The sequence below is a fragment of the Leucobacter sp. cx-42 genome (genome assembly GCF_014529985.1).
In the GTDB taxonomy this organism is placed as follows: domain Bacteria; phylum Actinomycetota; class Actinomycetes; order Actinomycetales; family Microbacteriaceae; genus Leucobacter.
Map to the genome: position 1 here is coordinate 105,617 of NZ_JACVMU010000002.1, position 18,518 is coordinate 124,134.

The 18,518-nt window shown below is 60.7% G+C and carries 14 protein-coding genes; 7 read left to right on the forward strand and 7 right to left on the reverse strand.

The annotated features are described in order from the left end of the window. Positions 1–13: 13 nt before the first annotated feature. Complete coding sequence (locus ICM05_RS03090; RefSeq protein WP_188023113.1) at positions 14–1,252, reverse strand: glycosyltransferase; 1,239 nt, start codon at positions 1,250–1,252, stop codon at positions 14–16. A 118-nt stretch (positions 1,253–1,370) separates the two neighbouring features. Here ICM05_RS03090 and wecB point away from each other — a divergent pair, with 118 nt between their 5' ends. From wecB to ICM05_RS03105, 3 genes are all read left to right on the forward strand, one after another. Further along, positions 1,371–2,450: a non-hydrolyzing UDP-N-acetylglucosamine 2-epimerase gene (gene wecB, locus ICM05_RS03095; RefSeq protein ID WP_188023114.1), complete on the forward strand. Its 1,080-nt coding sequence runs from the start codon at positions 1,371–1,373 to the stop codon at positions 2,448–2,450. A gap of 181 nt (positions 2,451–2,631) precedes the next feature. Continuing rightward, positions 2,632–3,198: a matrixin family metalloprotease gene (locus ICM05_RS03100; RefSeq protein WP_188023115.1), complete on the forward strand. Its 567-nt coding sequence runs from the start codon at positions 2,632–2,634 to the stop codon at positions 3,196–3,198. A gap of 10 nt (positions 3,199–3,208) precedes the next feature. Further along, positions 3,209–3,748: a hypothetical protein gene (locus tag ICM05_RS03105; protein WP_188023116.1), complete on the forward strand. Its 540-nt coding sequence runs from the start codon at positions 3,209–3,211 to the stop codon at positions 3,746–3,748. 73 nt (positions 3,749–3,821) lie between these two features. Here the strand turns inward: ICM05_RS03105 and ICM05_RS03110 are convergent, their stop codons facing one another. From ICM05_RS03110 to ICM05_RS03120, 3 genes are read right to left on the reverse strand one after another with little or no spacing between them, the layout of a single operon-like run. Further along, positions 3,822–4,955: a glycosyltransferase gene (locus tag ICM05_RS03110; RefSeq protein ID WP_188023117.1), complete on the reverse strand. Its 1,134-nt coding sequence runs from the start codon at positions 4,953–4,955 to the stop codon at positions 3,822–3,824. Continuing rightward, a complete protein-coding gene (locus ICM05_RS03115; RefSeq protein WP_188023118.1) occupies positions 4,952–6,106 on the reverse strand; it encodes a glycosyltransferase in 1,155 nt (384 codons plus the stop codon). The genes ICM05_RS03110 and ICM05_RS03115 overlap by 4 nt, the downstream gene beginning before the upstream one ends. 19 nt (positions 6,107–6,125) lie before the next feature. Continuing rightward, positions 6,126–7,415, reverse strand: a complete 1,290-nt coding sequence (locus ICM05_RS03120) for an oligosaccharide flippase family protein (RefSeq protein ID WP_188023119.1) — start codon at positions 7,413–7,415, stop codon at positions 6,126–6,128. A gap of 87 nt (positions 7,416–7,502) precedes the next feature. Here ICM05_RS03120 and ICM05_RS03125 point away from each other — a divergent pair, with 87 nt between their 5' ends. After that, positions 7,503–9,137, forward strand: a complete 1,635-nt coding sequence (locus tag ICM05_RS03125) for an asparagine synthetase B family protein (RefSeq protein WP_188023120.1) — start codon at positions 7,503–7,505, stop codon at positions 9,135–9,137. Between the two features lie 71 nt (positions 9,138–9,208). Here ICM05_RS03125 and ICM05_RS03130 read toward each other — a convergent pair whose 3' ends face one another. The 3 genes from ICM05_RS03130 to ICM05_RS03140 all read right to left on the reverse strand — a co-directional run bounded on the left by ICM05_RS03130 (position 9,209) and on the right by ICM05_RS03140 (position 15,295). Beyond that, positions 9,209–10,393, reverse strand: coding sequence for a glycosyltransferase family 4 protein (locus tag ICM05_RS03130; RefSeq protein ID WP_188023121.1), 1,185 nt, complete (start codon positions 10,391–10,393; stop codon positions 9,209–9,211). A gap of 44 nt (positions 10,394–10,437) precedes the next feature. Then, positions 10,438–11,556 (reverse strand): DegT/DnrJ/EryC1/StrS aminotransferase family protein, encoded by a 1,119-nt coding sequence (locus tag ICM05_RS03135; RefSeq protein ID WP_188023122.1) that lies wholly within the window; start codon positions 11,554–11,556, stop codon positions 10,438–10,440. Between the two features lie 79 nt (positions 11,557–11,635). Next, a complete protein-coding gene (locus tag ICM05_RS03140) occupies positions 11,636–15,295 on the reverse strand; it encodes an LGFP repeat-containing protein (RefSeq protein ID WP_188023123.1) in 3,660 nt (1,219 codons plus the stop codon). A gap of 129 nt (positions 15,296–15,424) precedes the next feature. Here ICM05_RS03140 and ICM05_RS03145 point away from each other — a divergent pair, with 129 nt between their 5' ends. From ICM05_RS03145 to ICM05_RS03155, 3 genes are read left to right on the forward strand one after another with little or no spacing between them, the layout of a single operon-like run. After that, entirely contained in the window at positions 15,425–16,123 is a 699-nt protein-coding gene (locus ICM05_RS03145) for a glycosyltransferase family 2 protein (RefSeq protein WP_188023124.1), read from the forward strand. Between the two features lie 10 nt (positions 16,124–16,133). After that, complete coding sequence (locus tag ICM05_RS03150) at positions 16,134–16,499, forward strand: DUF2304 domain-containing protein (protein WP_188023125.1); 366 nt, start codon at positions 16,134–16,136, stop codon at positions 16,497–16,499. Then, positions 16,500–18,494, forward strand: coding sequence for a DUF6541 family protein (locus ICM05_RS03155; RefSeq protein ID WP_188023126.1), 1,995 nt, complete (start codon positions 16,500–16,502; stop codon positions 18,492–18,494). Positions 18,495–18,518 lie beyond the last annotated feature (24 nt).

An 18,518-nucleotide genomic window follows, 5' to 3' on the forward strand; every position in this document is an offset into this window, starting at 1 on the left:
CTACCCGTTCTCGCTATGCGTGACCCGGTGAATCTGACAGCGACACCCAGTGTTCCATCAGCACTGCAGCGCTCATGCGTCCGTCATGCACCTGCTCGGCAAACTTCACACCGGCTACGGCGAGCGCTGCACAGCGCTCGCGATCCGCCAACAGGTCCTGCAGCACCTCTGCCAATGAATCGGGAGTTGCCTCGACGATGGGGAGTTCGAGCCCGGTAGTTGATCGCACGTGTTCGCGAACAAACGGCACCACGTGCCCCACGACCACTCGACCAGCAGCCATTGCCTCGATCGCCGTGGCCCCGTAGCTCCCAATCCTGAACTGTTCGAGCACGATGTCTGCGCTACCGAGGGCAGCTGGCATTTCTGCATATGGCAGGCCGGTGACCTGCACGTATTCGACGGCTCCGGACTCGTGCAAATCGCGCATCGTCGGTTCAATGAGGTCGGTGCCTTTCACCCATCCCTTACTGGGGATGTGGGCCACCCGGGGAACCTCGTTCGCGAAGAGCTGTGCGCCGGCGCCCCGCCAGTTTTCCTGCTCGACTACGACTGGCGCCCACTTTGCGTCAGGCAAGTCGAGGAGCAGATCAGGTGTCGGCACGAACTTTGGGCCGGGCAGGCGCGAGAGGAGCGCGCGGTTCTTGTCAGAGAGGCGTTGCAGCGCGGCGGTCTCTGGCGTCTCCTCCATAAACGGAGACCACGGCGTGAGTTCCCGGTGTGCTGCGGGGTTTCGCGTATCCGAGCCGTGAGTGATGTAGGCAACGCTGACGCCTGCCGCCCCCAGCGCCGCTGATTCACGTACGAGGTCGAACTTGAATTTTCCGCCGAGGATGGGCTTCTCTGCCTCAATCAGCACGTGAGTAAAGCCTCGCACCGCGGCGTACTCGTCATCCTGCCACTGCTTCGACAGGTGGTAGACCCCAAAGGGAACCGTCGTATCGGCGGGGAACGGCATGCCACCTGGCACCGAAACCATGAGATTCCGCGCGCCTACTCCTGCACAGGTCTCAAGTGAACGCGCCCACTGATGTCCCTGCCCGGCGTAGTTCGCTGGCCCGATGAGCACGCGCTTGTCGCCCGCTGGCACGGGTGTTGGGCGCGGTGCTGGCTTTCGGTGTTGCCCGCTCAGGCGGAGCGCAGTGCGGAACAGGAAGCCCTCCTGATTGCCGATCAGGTAGGCCATCCCGCGGCGCACGAACGCTGGCATGCGGTCCTTTCGCTGGACCATTTCTCCGACGAGCTCAGCCATGATGCGTCCCTTCCCACTGCGTGAAACACCCGTTCGTGTATCCACTGCTTCGGCTGCCGCTGCACCGGTTGGAGAACGCGCCGTCTTTCTGCAAGCTTAGGGAACTAAGATTGGAAGCGTGAAAATCATGAGTGTAGTGGGCGCCCGGCCCCAGTTCGTCAAGCTCGCGCCAATTGCACACGCAATCACCGCGGCCGGCCACGAGCACGTAATTGTGCACACCGGTCAGCACTACGACCCGATGCTTTCTGACGTGTTCTTCCGTGACCTCGGCATTCCCGAGCCCGACGCGCACCTCGGTGTTGGGTCCGGCTCGCACGGCGTCCAGACCGGCAGTATGCTCGCGCAGATGGACGAGGTGCTTGAGCGCTTCCAGCCCGACTGCGTACTCGTATACGGCGACACCAACTCGACGCTCGCCGCTGCCGTCAGCGCAGTAAAGCTCCACTTCCCAGTTGCACACCTTGAGGCGGGCCTACGCTCGTTCAACCGCGCAATGCCTGAGGAGCACAACCGTGTCCTCACCGACCACGCTGCTGATCTCTGCCTCGCACCGACCGAGGTCGCGATGCAGCACCTCGCGAACGAGGGCATCACCGAGCGCGCGATCCTCGTTGGCGACGTCATGACCGACGTGCTGTACCAGGTTCGTGATGCGGTGCTCGCTGAGCAGAAGCCCAACGCGGTCACCGACGAGTTCGCCAAGGGTGAGTTCTACGTCGCAACGATCCACCGTGCTGAGAACACGAATGAACCCGAGCGTCTGCGGGAGGTCGTGAGCGCACTGTCGCAGGCTGACAAGCCCGTCGTCCTGCTTGCTCACCCCCGCGTCCGTGCGAAGGCTGAGGAACACGGCATCTCGCTCGAGTCCGGCTCGCTGACGACCCGCGATCCGCTGTCGTACCCCGAGCTCATCGCTGCCGTGCTGTCGAGCGCCGGTGTCATCACTGACTCCGGTGGACTCCAGAAGGAAGCCTTCCTCCTGCGCATCCCCTGCACGACCGTTCGCCACGAGACCGAGTGGGTCGAGACCGTCGAGCTCGGCTGGAACGTTCTCGCGAACACTCCCGCTGAGATCGCTGCGGCCATCACTCGCCCTGCGCCCGCTCCCACCGACGCAACCCCCTACGGCGAGGGCCACGCGGCCACTGCCGCGGTTGCAGCGATCGTTGAGCGGATCGGCGCCACCGCTAAGTAAGCAGCCCCACCGACCTGCACAGCTCTTCGCCCCTCACCCCAAATTGCTTTGGTGTGAGGGGCGTTTTGCGTCTCTGACGAAGCATGAGCGCCAGCGCGCATCTATTTTCATGCGAGTGTTTTCCCGCGCATAGGCTCCCTCGGACAAGACCAGCTAAATGAGCCTGTTCAAAGGAGAATTCATGAAGAAGGCATGGGCAGGAATACTCGCCGTCGCCTTGGCGATTTCAATTCCTTTCATAGGCACAGCCGATTCTGCCGAAGCAGCAAACTATCTCGGTTGCAAAATGAAGAACCGGACAATCCTCTGGAAGAACGCAACCACTCACCGTGACTACTATGTTGCGGCGGTCGATGCCATGAATTCTTGGGGGAACAACACCAAAGTCGGCTTCCAACGTGTTGATTACGGAGCTAACCTCACTGTCGCCAATGGTAATTTCGGCCCGACCAATTTCGACGGTGTCATGAAGTCAGCAACGAATTACCTGCCCGGGTGTTCGAGTGGCAATTGGACCTCAACTGCGTTTGCCTGGCTGAACACATTCCACACGGATTCGTATTCGTACAACAAGCGACGGTCCGTCTTTACCCACGAGGTCGGACATGCCCTTGGACTTGCCCACAATGAGCTAGGGAGCTGCTCTTCCATGGCCGTCATGCATCCAAGGACTTACGACCGGTTTACCAAATGCGGGATTTCTACTGTGCGGAACGACGACATCCGCGGAATTAACAACTTGTATTAAGGACTATGGAATGCCAAGAACACAATTCCTCACGGCCGCCCTCATCCCGTTCACACTCCTTGGATTGGTCGGATGCAGTACAGCCGGTGCAGAAGTAACAAGCCCACGCGAAAGCTACGACGTCAGTCGTGTGCGTGGGTATGACACCCTCGAAGAGCTTGCCGAAGCGAGTGATCTCATTGTCGTGGCTGAAGTCACTGACCAATATGACATCACTGAAATACACGGTCTCCCCTTCACTCGTAGGACGGTCGTTCCCACCGAGACACTCAAGGGTGACGCACCCGACCCACTCATCATTCGAGTCATCGGAACCCCAGATGATGAAGGTGCTCTTGCGCCTGGCACGACACATTTGCTGTATCTGACCGAGTTTTCATTCGAGCCGGGAGAACCGACGAACGAATACGCGGTAGTTGGCGTCTATGCCGGAGACTATCTGCAGACTGAGACAGAGGTATTCGAGAAAACCGACGATGAGTCTCCAGAACTCCCGGTCGAAGTTTCCCAGGACGAAGCAGTAGCGACACTTCCAGAAACCAAAGAATAAGAGATCAAGACGGAGGCCGCTGAGCCTCCTTGCATGGGGTCCAGCAGCCTCCGTGATAAATCAGCGGGCGGATCTAGCGCAGCGCCTCAGCGGCCTGCGCTGCACGCGCTTCCCAGGTGTGCGATTCGCGTACCTTGAGCACGTTTGCTCGTACCTCGTCGTACATCCCAGGGTGCTCCTGCAGATCCTGTAGCAGCTCGGTAAGCGCCTCGGCGGTGTAGGGCAGTACCCAGCCAATCGCGTTTTCGCGCACAAAGTCACCCGCGAGCGAACCCTCGGTCGCGATAATGGGCTTACCGTAGCTGAGGTATTCATAGAGCTTCATCGGGGCAGCAAATTCGCGGTAACCAATCGGTTCCATGAAGAGCATGCCGATATTCGACTCTGCATACATCGGCTCAAGCTCAGCTCCGGATCGATGCACAATCTGAATGCGGTCACCAATGATTGATTCGTATTCGTCGCGTACCGAAGCCCAATTGTCCTCGCGCGTGCACAGGGTGAGCTTGGCATTCGAGGAAGCCTCAACGCCTTCGACCGCCGCGTGCATGCGGTAATAACTCCCAAGCGCGCCGACATAGAACAACGACATGCGTTCCTTCGCCCCCGCGAACTCAGGAACTGGGGATTCACGTACGGGAGACGCAGGCGGCAACGCAACGCACCGATCCGCGCTCGTATACGGCATCTCTGCAGCCATGCGCATTGATGGCAGGAAGATCTTGGTGGTGGCCTGCTTGTAGCGCAGCAGGTCATAGCGGTAGAGCGCACGCGTGAAGAACGCGACGACGCGCGGTACCGATTCGAGGTACATATCGCTGATCCAGTAGATATCGCGATAGAAGAGGCCGACGGGGATGCCCTTCTTGCGGCAGAATGCAAGGAAGTTCAAATCGAGGAAGGGATGCGTCGGAAGGCTGTGCTTCTCGGTCATCGCGGTCGGCTTTGTCGAGGCCTCAGAGTAGACGAACTCGAACTTCACGCCCTGACGAATCAGCTGCTTCGCTGCGCGGATCTGCTTCTTGCGTTCCGCAGCAACACCAGCGATCTCCGTTACGGAGTACCCGATGCTCTCGAATGCGCGACGCATCTGTACCGGTCGAATGCCGCTCGCGCCCTTCGCGTTCGGGTCGAGCGGGTACGGCACGTGGTAGATCATGTGCTTGACCGCGGGAGCACCCGCGTTGCTCAGAGCTGCTGCGTTCATTGAGCCGCACCACTTTCATAGATATCGATGTACTGGCGGACGAAGACTTCTTGGCCGCAGTGTTCAACGCAGATTTCCCGAATCCTCGCGGAATCATACTTGGGGAACTCGGCATACATCCGCTTCAGGCTCTCAGCGAGCTGATCGCCGTCGTCAACCGGGGTCATGATCCCGGTCTCTGGAGTGACCGCGTTCTTGCCAGCCCAGGTGTCTGTTGACAGGATCGGCAGCCCGCACGCCATCGCTTCCCAGAGCACCGTGCCAAAGGCTTCTTTCTCGCTCGTCAACACAAACACGTTGGCGCGAGAGAACTCTTCGACAATGTGCTCGCGCGGTACAGCGCCGACCAGGTCGACGTTGGTGAGCCCGAGCTGTTCGACCTGCGCTTCAAGTGCTGCCTTGTGTGCCGATCCACCCGCAATGCGCAAGCGAACCGAGTCATCGTTCGCAAACGCCTTTCCGAACGACTCGATGAGCAAGTCAACCCGCTTTCCCGGGTCAAGGTGAGAGACGTGTCCGAACACAAACGGACCGGTTGGGACGTCGCGGGTTGGGATGTCCTCAAACTGTGGCGACAGCAGGCCGGGCAGGTAATGCCACTTATCTGTGCGGTAGGCCTCGTTCAGCTCTACCGCGAAGCCGCGGGCGACGCCAATGAGAGCAATCGCGTTTCGTACGGCCTTCATCGCAGAGCGATGGTAGCCAGGCGACTTCATGAGCGTCATCGAGGACGGTCGGTGTTCGGTAATCAGGAAGGGGATGCCGGTTCGCTCCGAGATCCGCGATGCAACAATGCCAGCGGGCAACATCGCATGTGCATGCAAGACGTCTGGCGCACCGTGTACTGCGACGTATTCCTCAAACAACGCGGTCCAACGGCGTTCCAGGACCTTCAGGTTCAGGGCGTGCAGCTTCGGCACAGGCAACAGGACGTCAGTGCGCGTGACGTTGACACCGTTCTCGTTCGCGTGGGCCACTCCCGTGTTTCGAGCCTGCATCGCTGTTGCCTGGTACACGGGAAAACCGCGCACAGCAAGCACACCTACCTGATGCCCCTCAGCGATGAATGCTTCTGCCTGTTCACGGAAGAAACTGCCACCGAAATCATCAGCGGTCTCCGGGTACCAGGACGGAAGAAACAGAACGTGCATGGATAAAGGTCCTTAGGCTCTAGACCGCTTCAGGGTCCGGTTGCCGGTCGAAACGACGTACGACAAAGATCGCGACGATGATGTACAAGACAAGCATGACAGCCATCGCGGCACCCATGACGAAGATTGCCGTGGTAATCGTGTCACGCAGGAGCAAAATGATCGCGAATGGCACTGCCGTGTACAGAATCGAGAAGATCAGCGCGATGTGCTGCTTCTCGGTGACGACGAAAATTGTCGAGATGGGCGAAGTAATGAGATTCATGAAGAGCCACGGCACCAGCGCCTGCGCGTAGTGCCCTGCGTCTACCCAAGCGCCTCCGAGTACAAACGGGAACAGCCACGGCGAGAGCACCCACACGAGAGCAAACGGCACAATGCCAAACAGCGCAGACTTTTTGATGCTCGACAGCACAGACTTCAGCATGTTGCCGCGCTCAACCACCGAGAAATGCTGGAAAAACACCTGCGACAGGGCCGCACTAATCAACGCTGCGGGAACCTCGACCATGCGCCAGGCCATCGAGAACTGGCCGAGCGCACTCACCGAAACGGCAGCAATCAACAGATTGATGCCGTTCATCCTGACCGCATCGATGAGCGCGGTTGGCGCATTGAAGATCGGCATATTTCGATACCGGCGCATGAGCTTAGTGTGCTCCGCAAGCGGCGGCCGTTCTCCTGCTCGGAGCTCAGGGGTTTTCCGGCGCAACGCAAAAATGGAAACCAACTGGCCCACGATCGTTCCGATGATGAGACCACCAGCACCGAGCGGCTTCACAAAGCCCAGTGCGAGCTGCGAGGCTGCTGTCGTGCCGCTCTGCAGGACGCGGTTCGACGCGATCTCCTTGTATCGGCTCTTGCGGTTGAGCCAGTAGCCCAAAATCGCAATTTCAGTCAGTGTGAAAGCCGAAATACCGGCGAGCGCCAACCACGGCGCGACATCCGGTGAGTTGATGAGATCCGCAATCCACGGCGCGATCACGATGATCACGCCCGTGCTCACCAAGCACAGCGAGAAAGACACCCAGCGGGCAATACGCGTCAGTGAGATCGCCGCTTCGTCACGCTCCGGCAGCATGACCGCCATGTCGTACTTCAGCGTGGCGACTGCAGCGATGATCGCGACGACCGAGGCGAACGACGCGAGCAGACCAAAATCCTCAGGTGTGTAGAGACGCGACAGGAACGGCATCATCGCGAGTACAACGACCTGCGCGAGTGCGGTTCCCGACATCAGCGCAAGGATGTTCCTCAGGAACGCGTTGCCCTGCAAATAGGTCTGCAGACGACCTTTCGCTCGTGGCATTCTGCTCCTTACGGCCCAAACCGCACCGATGGGACTCATCAGCGCTTCCAGCAAGTCTAATCAAGTCAATCAGGCAGAATGGTGGGTATGCAGATCGACGTGCACGTGAATTCACCCGAATGGCACCAGCAGGAGACCCCCCACGGTCTTCTCACCTGGCGCGGCTACCCGACGTCAGTCGATGAGCTCGCGGGCACGCTCGCGAGCGTTGCGGCGGGCAACACCCGACCCGCAATCGCAGACCTCACCGGCCACTGGAGCGCGATCCTGCAGACCCCTTCCGGCGTCGTCGCAGCGCAGGACGTCGTCCGGAGCTGGCCGATCTTCATTGTGGAGTGCGGCGCAGATCGATTCTTGGTCACTGAAGACATCGAAACTGCGACAGCAGCACGCGCCACAGCAGTCGGCAGCAAGACGGCTCCGCTTGACCCGTCCGCCGTTGACGAGTTCCTCAACCTTGGGTATGTCACCGGCGAAGACACACTCTTTACCGGCATCACGCAGGTGCAGTCATGTGAAGCACGCTTCTTGCCCCTGTCTGGTGCGCCTTTCAGCTACCTGCACCCCGTCCCCCGACACGATGTCCCCGGCATCGCAAATGACGACGAGGCAGATGCAGTCTTTTCGCAGGGCCTGACGACCGTTCTTGACCGCATGTTCGCCGCGCTCGGCGAACAGCAGATCGTTCTGCCGCTCAGCGGTGGTCTTGATTCCCGATTGCTCGCTGTAGAGCTGAAGGACCGCGGCTACGAGAACGTTGTCGCGTTTACCTACGGCGTTGCAGAAACCGCAGAGGTTCAGATCAGCCGCGAAGTTGCCGAGGCCGTCGGGTACCGCTGGGAATTCATTCAGTTCACCCCGGAAGAGATTCGGGAGGCCTGGGCAACGCCCGAGGCAGCTGACTTTATTCGGGAGAGCTACGCTGGCTCCGCACTTCCTCATGTGCAGGACTGGTACGCGCTCCGCGAGTTGAAGCGCCGCGGCCTCATTGCAGACGGGGCAGTCTTCCTGCCCGGCCATACCGTCGTCGGTGCCATGCACAACGAAGAAGTGATGGATTACTCCGGCCTCGTCACCCGTGATGAGATTACGGACTTGATTCTCGAGCACCACTCATCGATCCGCCCAGGTGTTGAAGCGCTCCTAAAAAACGATCGATTTATTGCAAAGATCGACCGCTTCCTGGAAGCAGTGAGCTACAACGGCACCCGTGGTGACCGGCTGATGGCACTTGAGTATTGGAACGTGCTCGAACGCCAGACGAAGTACATCAATAACTCTGTGCGCGCATACGAGCACTTTGGTTACCGGTGGGCACTTCCGATGTACGACAAGGAATGCTTCAGCGCTTGGTTCCGACTCAGCGATGACTACACGCTTGATCGCGAGTGGTACCGCCGCTTTGTGAACCGCCGATACGAGGCGACCACCGGCAAGAAGATCAGCACGTTCGAGGGGTTCGCCGCAGCGAACATCGCCCAGTCAAAGCGTGACAAGGTCAAGAGCGTCTTGCGAGCGCTCGGTCTCCTCACCTTCGTGGAGCGCAAGATCCGCGCGCAGGCGGTTGCACACCACCCAATGGCACTCAACGAGTTCATCGGCACGGCAACGGCGAAAGATCTCCAGCGTTACGTGATGCGCGGCGGCAGCCCCCTCGGGCTGTACGCTGAGCAGTTCATTGCAGACACCTGGAACCCACACGTGGAGCTCTTCACCAAGTAACGGCGCAAACGAAAGGGTCCCGGAGGCAATGCCGCCCGGGACCCTTTCGTATATGTCTGTGTGTGGGAAACTTACGCGGCGTTCAGCCGCGCATGGGTAAATTCAACCGCACGGCGTGCAACACCAGTCAGCGAGACGTTGTCTTGCGCCCAAGCTGCAATAGCCGCAGAGTGTGCCTGCTTCGTGTCCATTACCGCGAGCAATGCGTCTGCGACCGCGGGGACATCGTGATCGACCCCCAAGCCGAGCGCAGGCGTAGCGCTGAGCACCGCACGCGCCGGGCCAGGCCCCGCGTACACAACCGGCGTACCGCATGCCCAAGCTGCAAAGATCTTAGTCGGGTAGGCGAAGTCGTAACCAGCCCCAGGTCGAATACTGGCCACGCTCAGCGCGGCACCACGCAGCCACGCAGCAGCCTGCTCCGGCGGGACCGGATCATGGAATTCAACCGGAACCCCGAGTTCAGCTGCGGTGTTCTTGAGCTCGGGCAGGGCCGTTCCCTGGCCCAGGAACACCAGCCGCAAGTCCTCACCACGGTTGCGCAACTCGGCGACCGCCTGCACGAATACCTCTGCGCCCTGCCACTCTGATGCGGTGCCGGTGTAGATCGCGTAGGGCGCCTCTGCCGCGAGCTGCTGGGCGGCCGCTGGCACGTGCCCCGCGCGGGTGAAGGTCTCCGTGTTAATGCCGTTACCGACGGTCTGCACCGTCGCCTTGGGCGCAATCTCACGTACCCGGTCGGTGACACCGTCATTGACAGAGAACACCCCGCGCGCACTGTTCCAAGCGAAGCGCTCGAACCATCGCACGACCTTCACGACCGCATCTGGCGCGCCGGTGCTTTCACTCGCGTCCGACCACACATCCGCTGCGTATGCAAACACCGGAATACGGCGGATCTTTGCCGCAAGCGTGGCAAAAAAGACCGTCGTGGGCGGCGGCTCCACAATCAGTGCGTCCTGCTTCGGACCGAAGAGAATTCGGAAGAACAGGGGCACATCGAAGCTCAGGTACTGCAGGTAGCCGCGCACATAGCCACTGCGATCACGCAAGACAGGAAAACGGGTCACCGCGTACGAACGATCTGCGTCGCCAAACTTGTCGGGACCAGGCCGCTCGTTCGCGGCCGTGGGACGAACCGTGAGCACGCGCACGTCGTCGCCAGCTGCGCTGAATCCGTTTGCGAGCGCATCCAACCGGAAGGACGCCGCACTGGGCTCAGGCTCAAAAATTCGACTTGCGATTGCGATGCGCACTCGTCTTCATTCTCCTCGAATTGGGCCGGGCGGCTCGCAGGCGGTTAGGCGCCTGCGTTGATAACAGCGGTCACGCCTGCGACGATCCGCTCAAGATCGTTCTGCGACAGCGAGGGGTGAACGGGCAGCGAGATAACCTCGCGCGCAGCCTGCTCGGTCGTGGGCAGCTCGAGGCCCGGCGCGAACTTGGCAAGCGAGGGGAGGCGATGATTCGGGATCGGGTAGTACACACCCGTGCCGATGTTGTGCTCTTCCTTTAGCGCATCGCGCAGACGGTCGCGCTCGGCCGCGTCAACGCGGATCGTGTACTGGTGGTACACGTGCACAGCACCGTCGCGGACGACCGGGGTGGTGACGCCGTCGAGATCCGCGAACCCTGCGTTCAGGAAGGCAGCGTTCTGCTGGCGCTGCGCGGTCCAGCCATCAACCTTGGTGAGCTGCGCACGTCCGATTGCTGCGTGCACATCGGTCATGCGTGCGTTGAAACCGACGACCTCGTTCGCGTACTGGGTCTCCATGCCCTGGTTGCGGTACAGGCGCACATTGCGTGCGGTGTCGGCATCAGCGCAGGTGACCATGCCGCCCTCGCCGGCGGTCATGTTCTTCGTCGGGTAGAGGCTGAACATCGCGAACTTGCCGATCGTGCCAACCGGGCGGCCGTTCCACGATGCGCCATGTGCCTGCGCTGCGTCCTCATAGATGTCGAGGCCGTGCTCCCCTGCGATTGCCTCGATCTCGTCGACCATGAAGGGGTGACCGTACAGGTGCACCGGCATGATCGCTTTGGTGTTCGGCGTGATCGCAGCGCGCACCGACTCAGGATCGAGCGTGAAGGTGTCGAGCTCGATGTCAGCGAAGACCGGGGTCGCACCGGTCAGCGCAACCGAGTTGCCGGTGGCAGCGAAGGTGAACGAGGGCACGATGACCTCGTCACCGGGGCCAACACCAGCAGCGAGGAGGCCAAGGTGCTGGCCGCTCGTGCCCGAGTTCACTGCAACGGTCTCGCGGTTCTGCACGAAGTGGGCAGCAAACTCATCCTCGAAAGCTTTCACCTCGGGACCCTGCGCGATCATGCCAGATCGCAGCACGCGATCGACATACTCACGCTCAAGATCACCAATGATCGGCTTCGCCGGAGGAATGAACGCTTCGAGCGATGACATTTTGACACCCTTCATCGCGGGGTTTCCCCCACAGGTTGATTGCACGCCTCAGGAACTGGGACGAATGTTCAGTCCAATCCTACCGAAGTGTGAATTTACCTGCCTTGTAATACACCTCACCATTTTGGAATTGCATGGTGCAGGCGCCGCCAGCGAGACCACACGTCGCCTTCGCCTTCGGCCAGCCCCAAGCACCCGTTGGGCCACCAGCATTCAGGTAACCAGTGCGGAACGCACCGAACTCCATCGCAAACGAACCGGCTTCCGAGGTCCAGACCGTGCCCTTCGTGAACTCCTGCACCTCACCAGCGCCGTTCTTCGAATTCGCACCGATCTTCGTCGGCACCTTCGTCGGGTAGCCAATCGAACCCTTGACGGTGTTCCACATGTCGAAGGATGCATCGGAGACAAGCACCATACCGGTTCCCGATGACCACATGCCCTTGCCGTTCTGGAACGGCATCTGGCAGCCGCCGCCGATCAGGCCACAGGTGGCCTTGCCCGCGGGCCACCCCCACGAACCAGTCGGACCGCCAGCGTTCAGGTAGCCAGTACGGAACGCGCCGAACTCCATCGCGAACGAACCGCGCTCCGACGTCCAGACTGTTCCCTTGGTGAACTCCTGGACCTCGCCAGCACCGTTCTTCGAATTCGCGCCGACCTGCTTGGGAACCTTCGTTGGGTAGCCGATCGAACCCTTGACGGTCTTCCACATCTGGTACGAATCGTCTGAGACGAGCACCATACCGGTCTTCGAGGACCACATGCCGATGCCATTCTGGAACGGCATCTGGCAGCCACCACCGGTCAGGCCACAGCCCGCCTTACCCGCAGGCCAACCCCACGAACCAGTCGGACCGCCGGCCTTCATGTAGCCCGTGCGGAACGCACCGAACTCCATGCCAAACGAACCGTGCTCGGACGACCAGATCGTGCCCTTGGCAAACTCCTGGATCGTGCCGCCACCGTTCTTCGTCGAGTCGGCAACCACTGTTGCTGGCTTCGACGGGTAACCGAGTGAACCCTTCAGGCTCTTCCACGTCGTGAACGCTGCATCCGGGACGAGCACCAGGCCAGTCTTCGACGACCACATGCCAGTGCCATTCTGGAACGGCGCCTGGCAACCGCCGCCGGTCAGGCCACAGCCTGGAACACCGGTCGGCCAGCCGAAGGAGCTCTTCGGGCCGCCGGCCTTGACATACGCGGTGCGCACGGAGCCATTCTCGAACGCGAAGGTACCAGCGGGCGAAGACCACACGGTGCCCTTCGAGAACTCTTGCACCGTACCGCCGCCGTTTTCAGCGATGCTGGTTGCGGCCTTCTTCGGGTAACCGACGGCTCCCTTTGCGGTCTTCCATGCTGCGAGCGTGTCGTCCGAGACGATCACAATACCGGTCGCCGACGACCACATCGCCGTACCCGCGATGAACTTCACCTGGCAACCACCACCGGTGAGACCGCACTCTGCGTTCCCTGCTGGCCAGCCGAAGCTACTTGCTGGTCCGCCAGCGTCAACGTATGCGGTACGCAGGCCGCCGGTCTCGATGGCAAACGTGCCAGCCTTCGACGACCACACGGTGCCCTTCGAGAATTCCTGTACGGTGCCGCCACCGTTCGCCGTTACCTTGGTTGCTGCCTGCTTCGGGTAGCCAATCTTGCCCTTGACAGCGTTCCAAGTTGCAAGGGTGTCAGGCGAAACGAGCACAATTCCGGTCGCCGAGGACCACAGTGCAGTGCCGTTTTGGAACGTGGCCTGGCAGCCGCCACCGACGAGGCCGCAGCTCGCATTCGCGGTCGGCCAGCCGAGTGCTCCGCCCGGGCCACCTGCCTTCACGTATGCAGCGTTCAGGGCGCTGTTTTCAATCGCGAAGGTGCCATGCTTTGACGTCCACAGCGTGCCCTTTGAGAATTCCTGCGAGGTGCCACCACCATTTGCGGTGATCTTCACCTCTGCCTTGGTCGGGTAACCGATTGCGCCGTTGTTTGCCTTCCACGCGTCGTACGTCGCTTGGGAAACGAGCGCCGCGCCAGTCTTACTCGACCACAGGGTCACACCGTTCTGGAACGGCATCTGGCAACCGCTATCTGCGAGGCCACAGGTAGCCTTGCCAGTGGGCCAGCCCCAGCTTCCAGCGGGACCGTTTGCCTTCACGTATGCGTCACGGAATGCGCCGTTCTGCATCGCGAAGGAACCCTTCGGCGAGGTGTACATGGTGCCGTTCGTGAATTCAAGCACTGAGCCACCGCCGTTTGCGGTGATCTTCGTCATTCCCGCTGTGGGAACTCCGATGCCGAGCTTGAGGCCACCGAGCTTCTGCCACGGGGCAACGAGCGATGGCTGGAACACCAGCGCTCCGGTCTTCGAGTTCCAGGTCAGCAAGAAGTGCTGGAACTGCTGAATGAAGCCGTCCTTCGAGTCGGTGTACTGCGCCGCAGCTGTCGGGTAACCGTACTTGCTCGAAGCGCCACCGAACTGATCCCACTTGGCAACAAGCGCGGTCGGGATGAGCTGCGAACCGGTCTTTGCCGAGTACGCGACCGTGCCGTTGGTCATCTTCATGGTGCACCCACCATCGGCAAGACCACACGCAGCCTTCGCGAGCGGGAGACCCCACTTGCCTTCGACAAAGCCAGCGTTCCGGTAGTTCGTCAGGAACGCACCGTTGGTCATCGACGTGACCGCGCCGCTCTTACCGTCGACGAAGATGACTCCGTTTGTAAACTCCTGGTACTCACCGCCGCCATTGGCAGTGACCTTCTTGGCTACCGCACGAGGTGCGCCATAAATGCCGGTCGTGCCACCATTGTTGTTCCAGAACGTCTTGATCTTGCCGTTCACAGCAATGCCGTTCACCGACCCGAACCACGACTTGTAGAAGTTATAGAAATTTCGGTTGCCGTAGGTAGAGCAGCTGTTACCGGTGCCCCAACCGGCGTTCAACGCGGCCTGGTTCGGGCGGTACGGGGTGTAGATGTACAGCGCCGAGGTCGCCTGGTTCTCGATGTACACGTTTGAGGTGCCGCAGCCAGCGTTCGGATGCCACTGAATCTTGTGAGTCTGGTACGGCTTGTAGTTAAACGAGTTCGGGTTCAGGCGGTAGACCTGGAGCTGACGGGTGCCGCGCATGACCTGCATGAAGAAGCCAGCACCAGAGGCGTCACAGTTTGCCGAGTTGCCTGGGCCACTGTCTGGGCAGTCCATGCCCATGGCGTAGTTGTACTGGCGAGTCACCGGCCAGGTGTCAGTGACGAGGCTCTGTTCCTTCTCGAGCATGATGAGGATGACGCGCTGACTGATGCCGCACGCCTTGCCGACCTTGGCAATGATCTGCGCCGCGGTCTCGTCTTTCGCGCCAGCGTACGCTTTGCAGTACGCGTCAGCTGGACGACTCTGAGTCGTCATCTTGAAGTCTTTCAGGCACGCACTCGCGATGCGGTTACCCGTGCCGCTCGGGGACAGTGCGCCAGGCTTGTAGCCACTATCACCGATGATGCAGCGCGATACCTGGCGGTTCAGGAACGACTGCACGTCTGCCGCAGACATTGCAGAACCGTTATAGAAGATGTCGTCCGAGATGATGTTGCCGGCGTCGAAGCCGTCACTCACACTCGCGGCCTGCGCGGGGAGCGAACCAACGAGCGGACTCGCGCCAACCGCAACCGCGATTATCGCCGTGAGCAGGCCAAGCCAGCGCTTCCGCTGCCTTTCTGGCTTGCGGCTAACGGTGCGGTTCGGCATATAGACCAACCTTCTACCTGAAGTTGAGACTCGTACTGACACACGATAGCTGTTCAGACACCAGCGTTCAAGCGCCCTTCCCGCGTCAAGTCACGGGTCTTTCACCCCTTATCTGTCAGAATGGTGGGTATGACCTCAGGAGATTCTCGTGCCCACGCAACCGCAGAAGCGGATACCTGGGTAGTCATCCCCCTTTATAACGAAGCTCAGGTCATCGGAGATGTCATTCGCGAGCTCCTTCCGGCGTTCTCGAATGTCGTCTGCATTGATGACGGTTCACGCGACGGTTGCGGCGAAATTGCCCGCGAGGCAGGGGCGCGGATCGTGCGTCACCCGATCAACCTTGGCCAGGGTGCCGCCCTGCAAACCGGCTTTGAGTACGCGCTCGAGCGTGGCGCGGAATATGTCGTCACGTTTGACGCAGACGGCCAGCATCGGGTCATCGATGCACAGGCCATGCTGCAGCGTGCCCGCGATGAGAACATCGCTATCGTCTTCGGCTCACGCTTCCTGGACGACCGCACGAAGCCAGGCTTCCTCAAGAAGGTGGTACTGAAGACCGCGGTCACCGTCACCAACTGGAGTACGCGCACGCGCCTCACTGACGCACACAATGGCCTGCGCGTGATCCGCGCCGATGCGCTGCGCAAGGTCAAGCTCCGTCAGGACCGCATGGCGCACGGCACCGAAATTGTCGTGCAGCTTGGCAAAGCCGGCCTGCCCTATGTGGAGCACCCGGTCGAAGTTATTTACACCGATTACTCGCGCGCCAAGGGCCAGTCGCTGCTGAATTCGGTCAACATCCTCATCGACCTCTTCATTCGATAGCGAGCTGATCATGTTTATTTTCCAGTTTCTGCTGATTGCAGCGGTCCTCGCAGCCGCGGCGTATGCACTGAAGGTGCTTCCTGGCGCACACGCGCTCGCACTCAAGCGCATTCTCGCGCTGCTGTTTGTTGTCGCGGCGATCCTCGCGATTATCTTCCCGAACACCCTCACCGCGATCGCGCACTTCTTCGGAATCGGTCGCGGTACTGACCTGTTGCTGTACGGCTTCATCATCATGGTGTTGGTGTTTGCCGTTGCAACGATCCGCGCCAAGGCCCGTACCGATGCGCGCGTGACCGATCTCGCGCGCTCAGTTGCGCTCATGGACGCGCGGATCAACGAAAAGCTTGACGACCGAACTGAGGCGGCCGACTAAATGATTGCTTGGCTTGGCATGGCCCTTCCCGTGGCCGCACTCATCGCGATGATTGTGGTGCTCGGCGGTCCGATTGCGTGGGCACTGCGCGCGCGCGGCTTCTCGTACGCACTCATTGCTGTGCCAGCCGCGTTTGCTGTCATCGCACTGACCTCGCTCGCTGGCCCCTTCGTTGGCCTCGGGTGGTCATTGCTCCTGCCGTTCGGACTCTCCGTTGTCCTGACGCTGATTATTGTGGCACTGCGCCGCTTCGTTGCGATCCGCGTCCCGGCATCGCCGAATCGACGTCACGGCTTCCTACTCCCGGTCGCATCAGCTGCGATTGGCGGTCTCGTGATCGCGCTGTCGGTCGCCGTTGCGATGAAAACCCCCGACGCGATTTCGCAGACGTACGACGTGAATTTCCACCTCAACGCGGTGAGACAGATTCTCGACACCGGAAATTCATCTCCGCTCGCGATGGACCTCTCAGCGCCGGGCGCATCGGTCTTCTATCCGACGCTCTGGCACGCGACGGTTGCACTTATCGTGCAGCTGACCGGTGTCTCGATCCCGCTCGCAACGAATGCAGCGCTCTTCACCACGGTTGCCGTCATCTGGACGGTCGGCATGGTCGGCTTCGGCCGTGCCGTCGCTGGCCCGAGCGCCCGAGTCACGATCATCTCGGGAATCCTCTCCGTCGCGATTCCGGTCTACCCCTTGGGGCTGACTGGCTACGGCATCCTGTACCCGAATCTGCTGTCGATCGCGCTCATCCCTTACTGCCTCGTCGGCTTCATGCAGCTGTTCGGCATCGCGCAGGCACGACGCAGCGATGCAAACTCCGTCTGCTCGGCAGTACTTCTCGCACTTGGCAGCTTCGGTGCAGTGGTCCTCGCGCACCCGAACGGTATGCACTCGGTACTCGTCTGGCTCATCGCTCCCACGGTCTACCTGGTTGTTCGTGCGCTTCGTGCGCAGCCAGTGCTCAACACGACTGGGGAACTGGTTCCGAGCACTGTGCCCGCACCCCTGCGAAAGATCGTCGCTTGGCTCGCCCTCCCCGGTCTTGCCGTAGTAATGGCGGGCGCTTGGATTGTCGGCCGCACCTCCGATGCGCCGTGGGGCGGCAACTATGGACCTCGCCGCGGTCTCCTCGAGGCGCTCGGCATGACACCGCACACGCCTGGTCACTCCTGGCCGCTCCTCATTCTTGTGATCATCGGCTGTATTGCGGTGTTCCGTTGGAAGAAGAGCCGCTGGCTTCTCCTCTCAGGCCTGGTCTTCTTCGTCCTCTACTACATTTCGGATGCGTTCCCGCCTTCGGCCTGGCGATCGCTCTTCCTGAACCCCTGGTACAACACTCCTTGGCGTATCGCCGCGCTGGCATGGATGGGGCTGTTCCCGCTCTTCGTCCTCGGCGCGAGCTATGCCTGGAGCATGCTCCGCGGCGGCGGCATCCGGTGGGCGCGACTCACGTCGAACCCCCAGCGGATCCGCGCGTTCATCGCGACCCTTGCCGCGCTCTTCCTGCTCGCAGCGACGCAGGGCGCTGGTACCCACGCAGGCATCGCGTTCGTCAAGGACTCGTACCAGGCAAAGGTCGATAGCGCACCCCTGCTGGACGAGGATGAACGCGCGATCTTGGAGCGTCTCGATCAGCATCTGCCCGACGACGCGATCATCATTGACAACCCCTGGAACGGTGGCGCGCTCGCCTATGCGGTGAGTGGGTTCCCCGTCTTGACGCCTCACACCGGCGGATCATACGACCCACGCATCTCAGAGCTAACGGCCGAGCTCAAGGACGGCACTCCCCGTGCATGTGAGCTCGTCAACGAACTCGATGCCCGCTATATTCTCGACTTCGGCACCAGGTATGTCTTCAAGGAGACCACGGACGCCGAGCCGTTCATCGGTGTGACCGATGTCGACGACTCTGACATGTTTACCGAGCTCGACCGCGAGGGCGACGCAGTGCTGTACGAAGTCACCGGCTGCGATACGACCCCGTAATTCAGCATTACAACGGTAAAATCT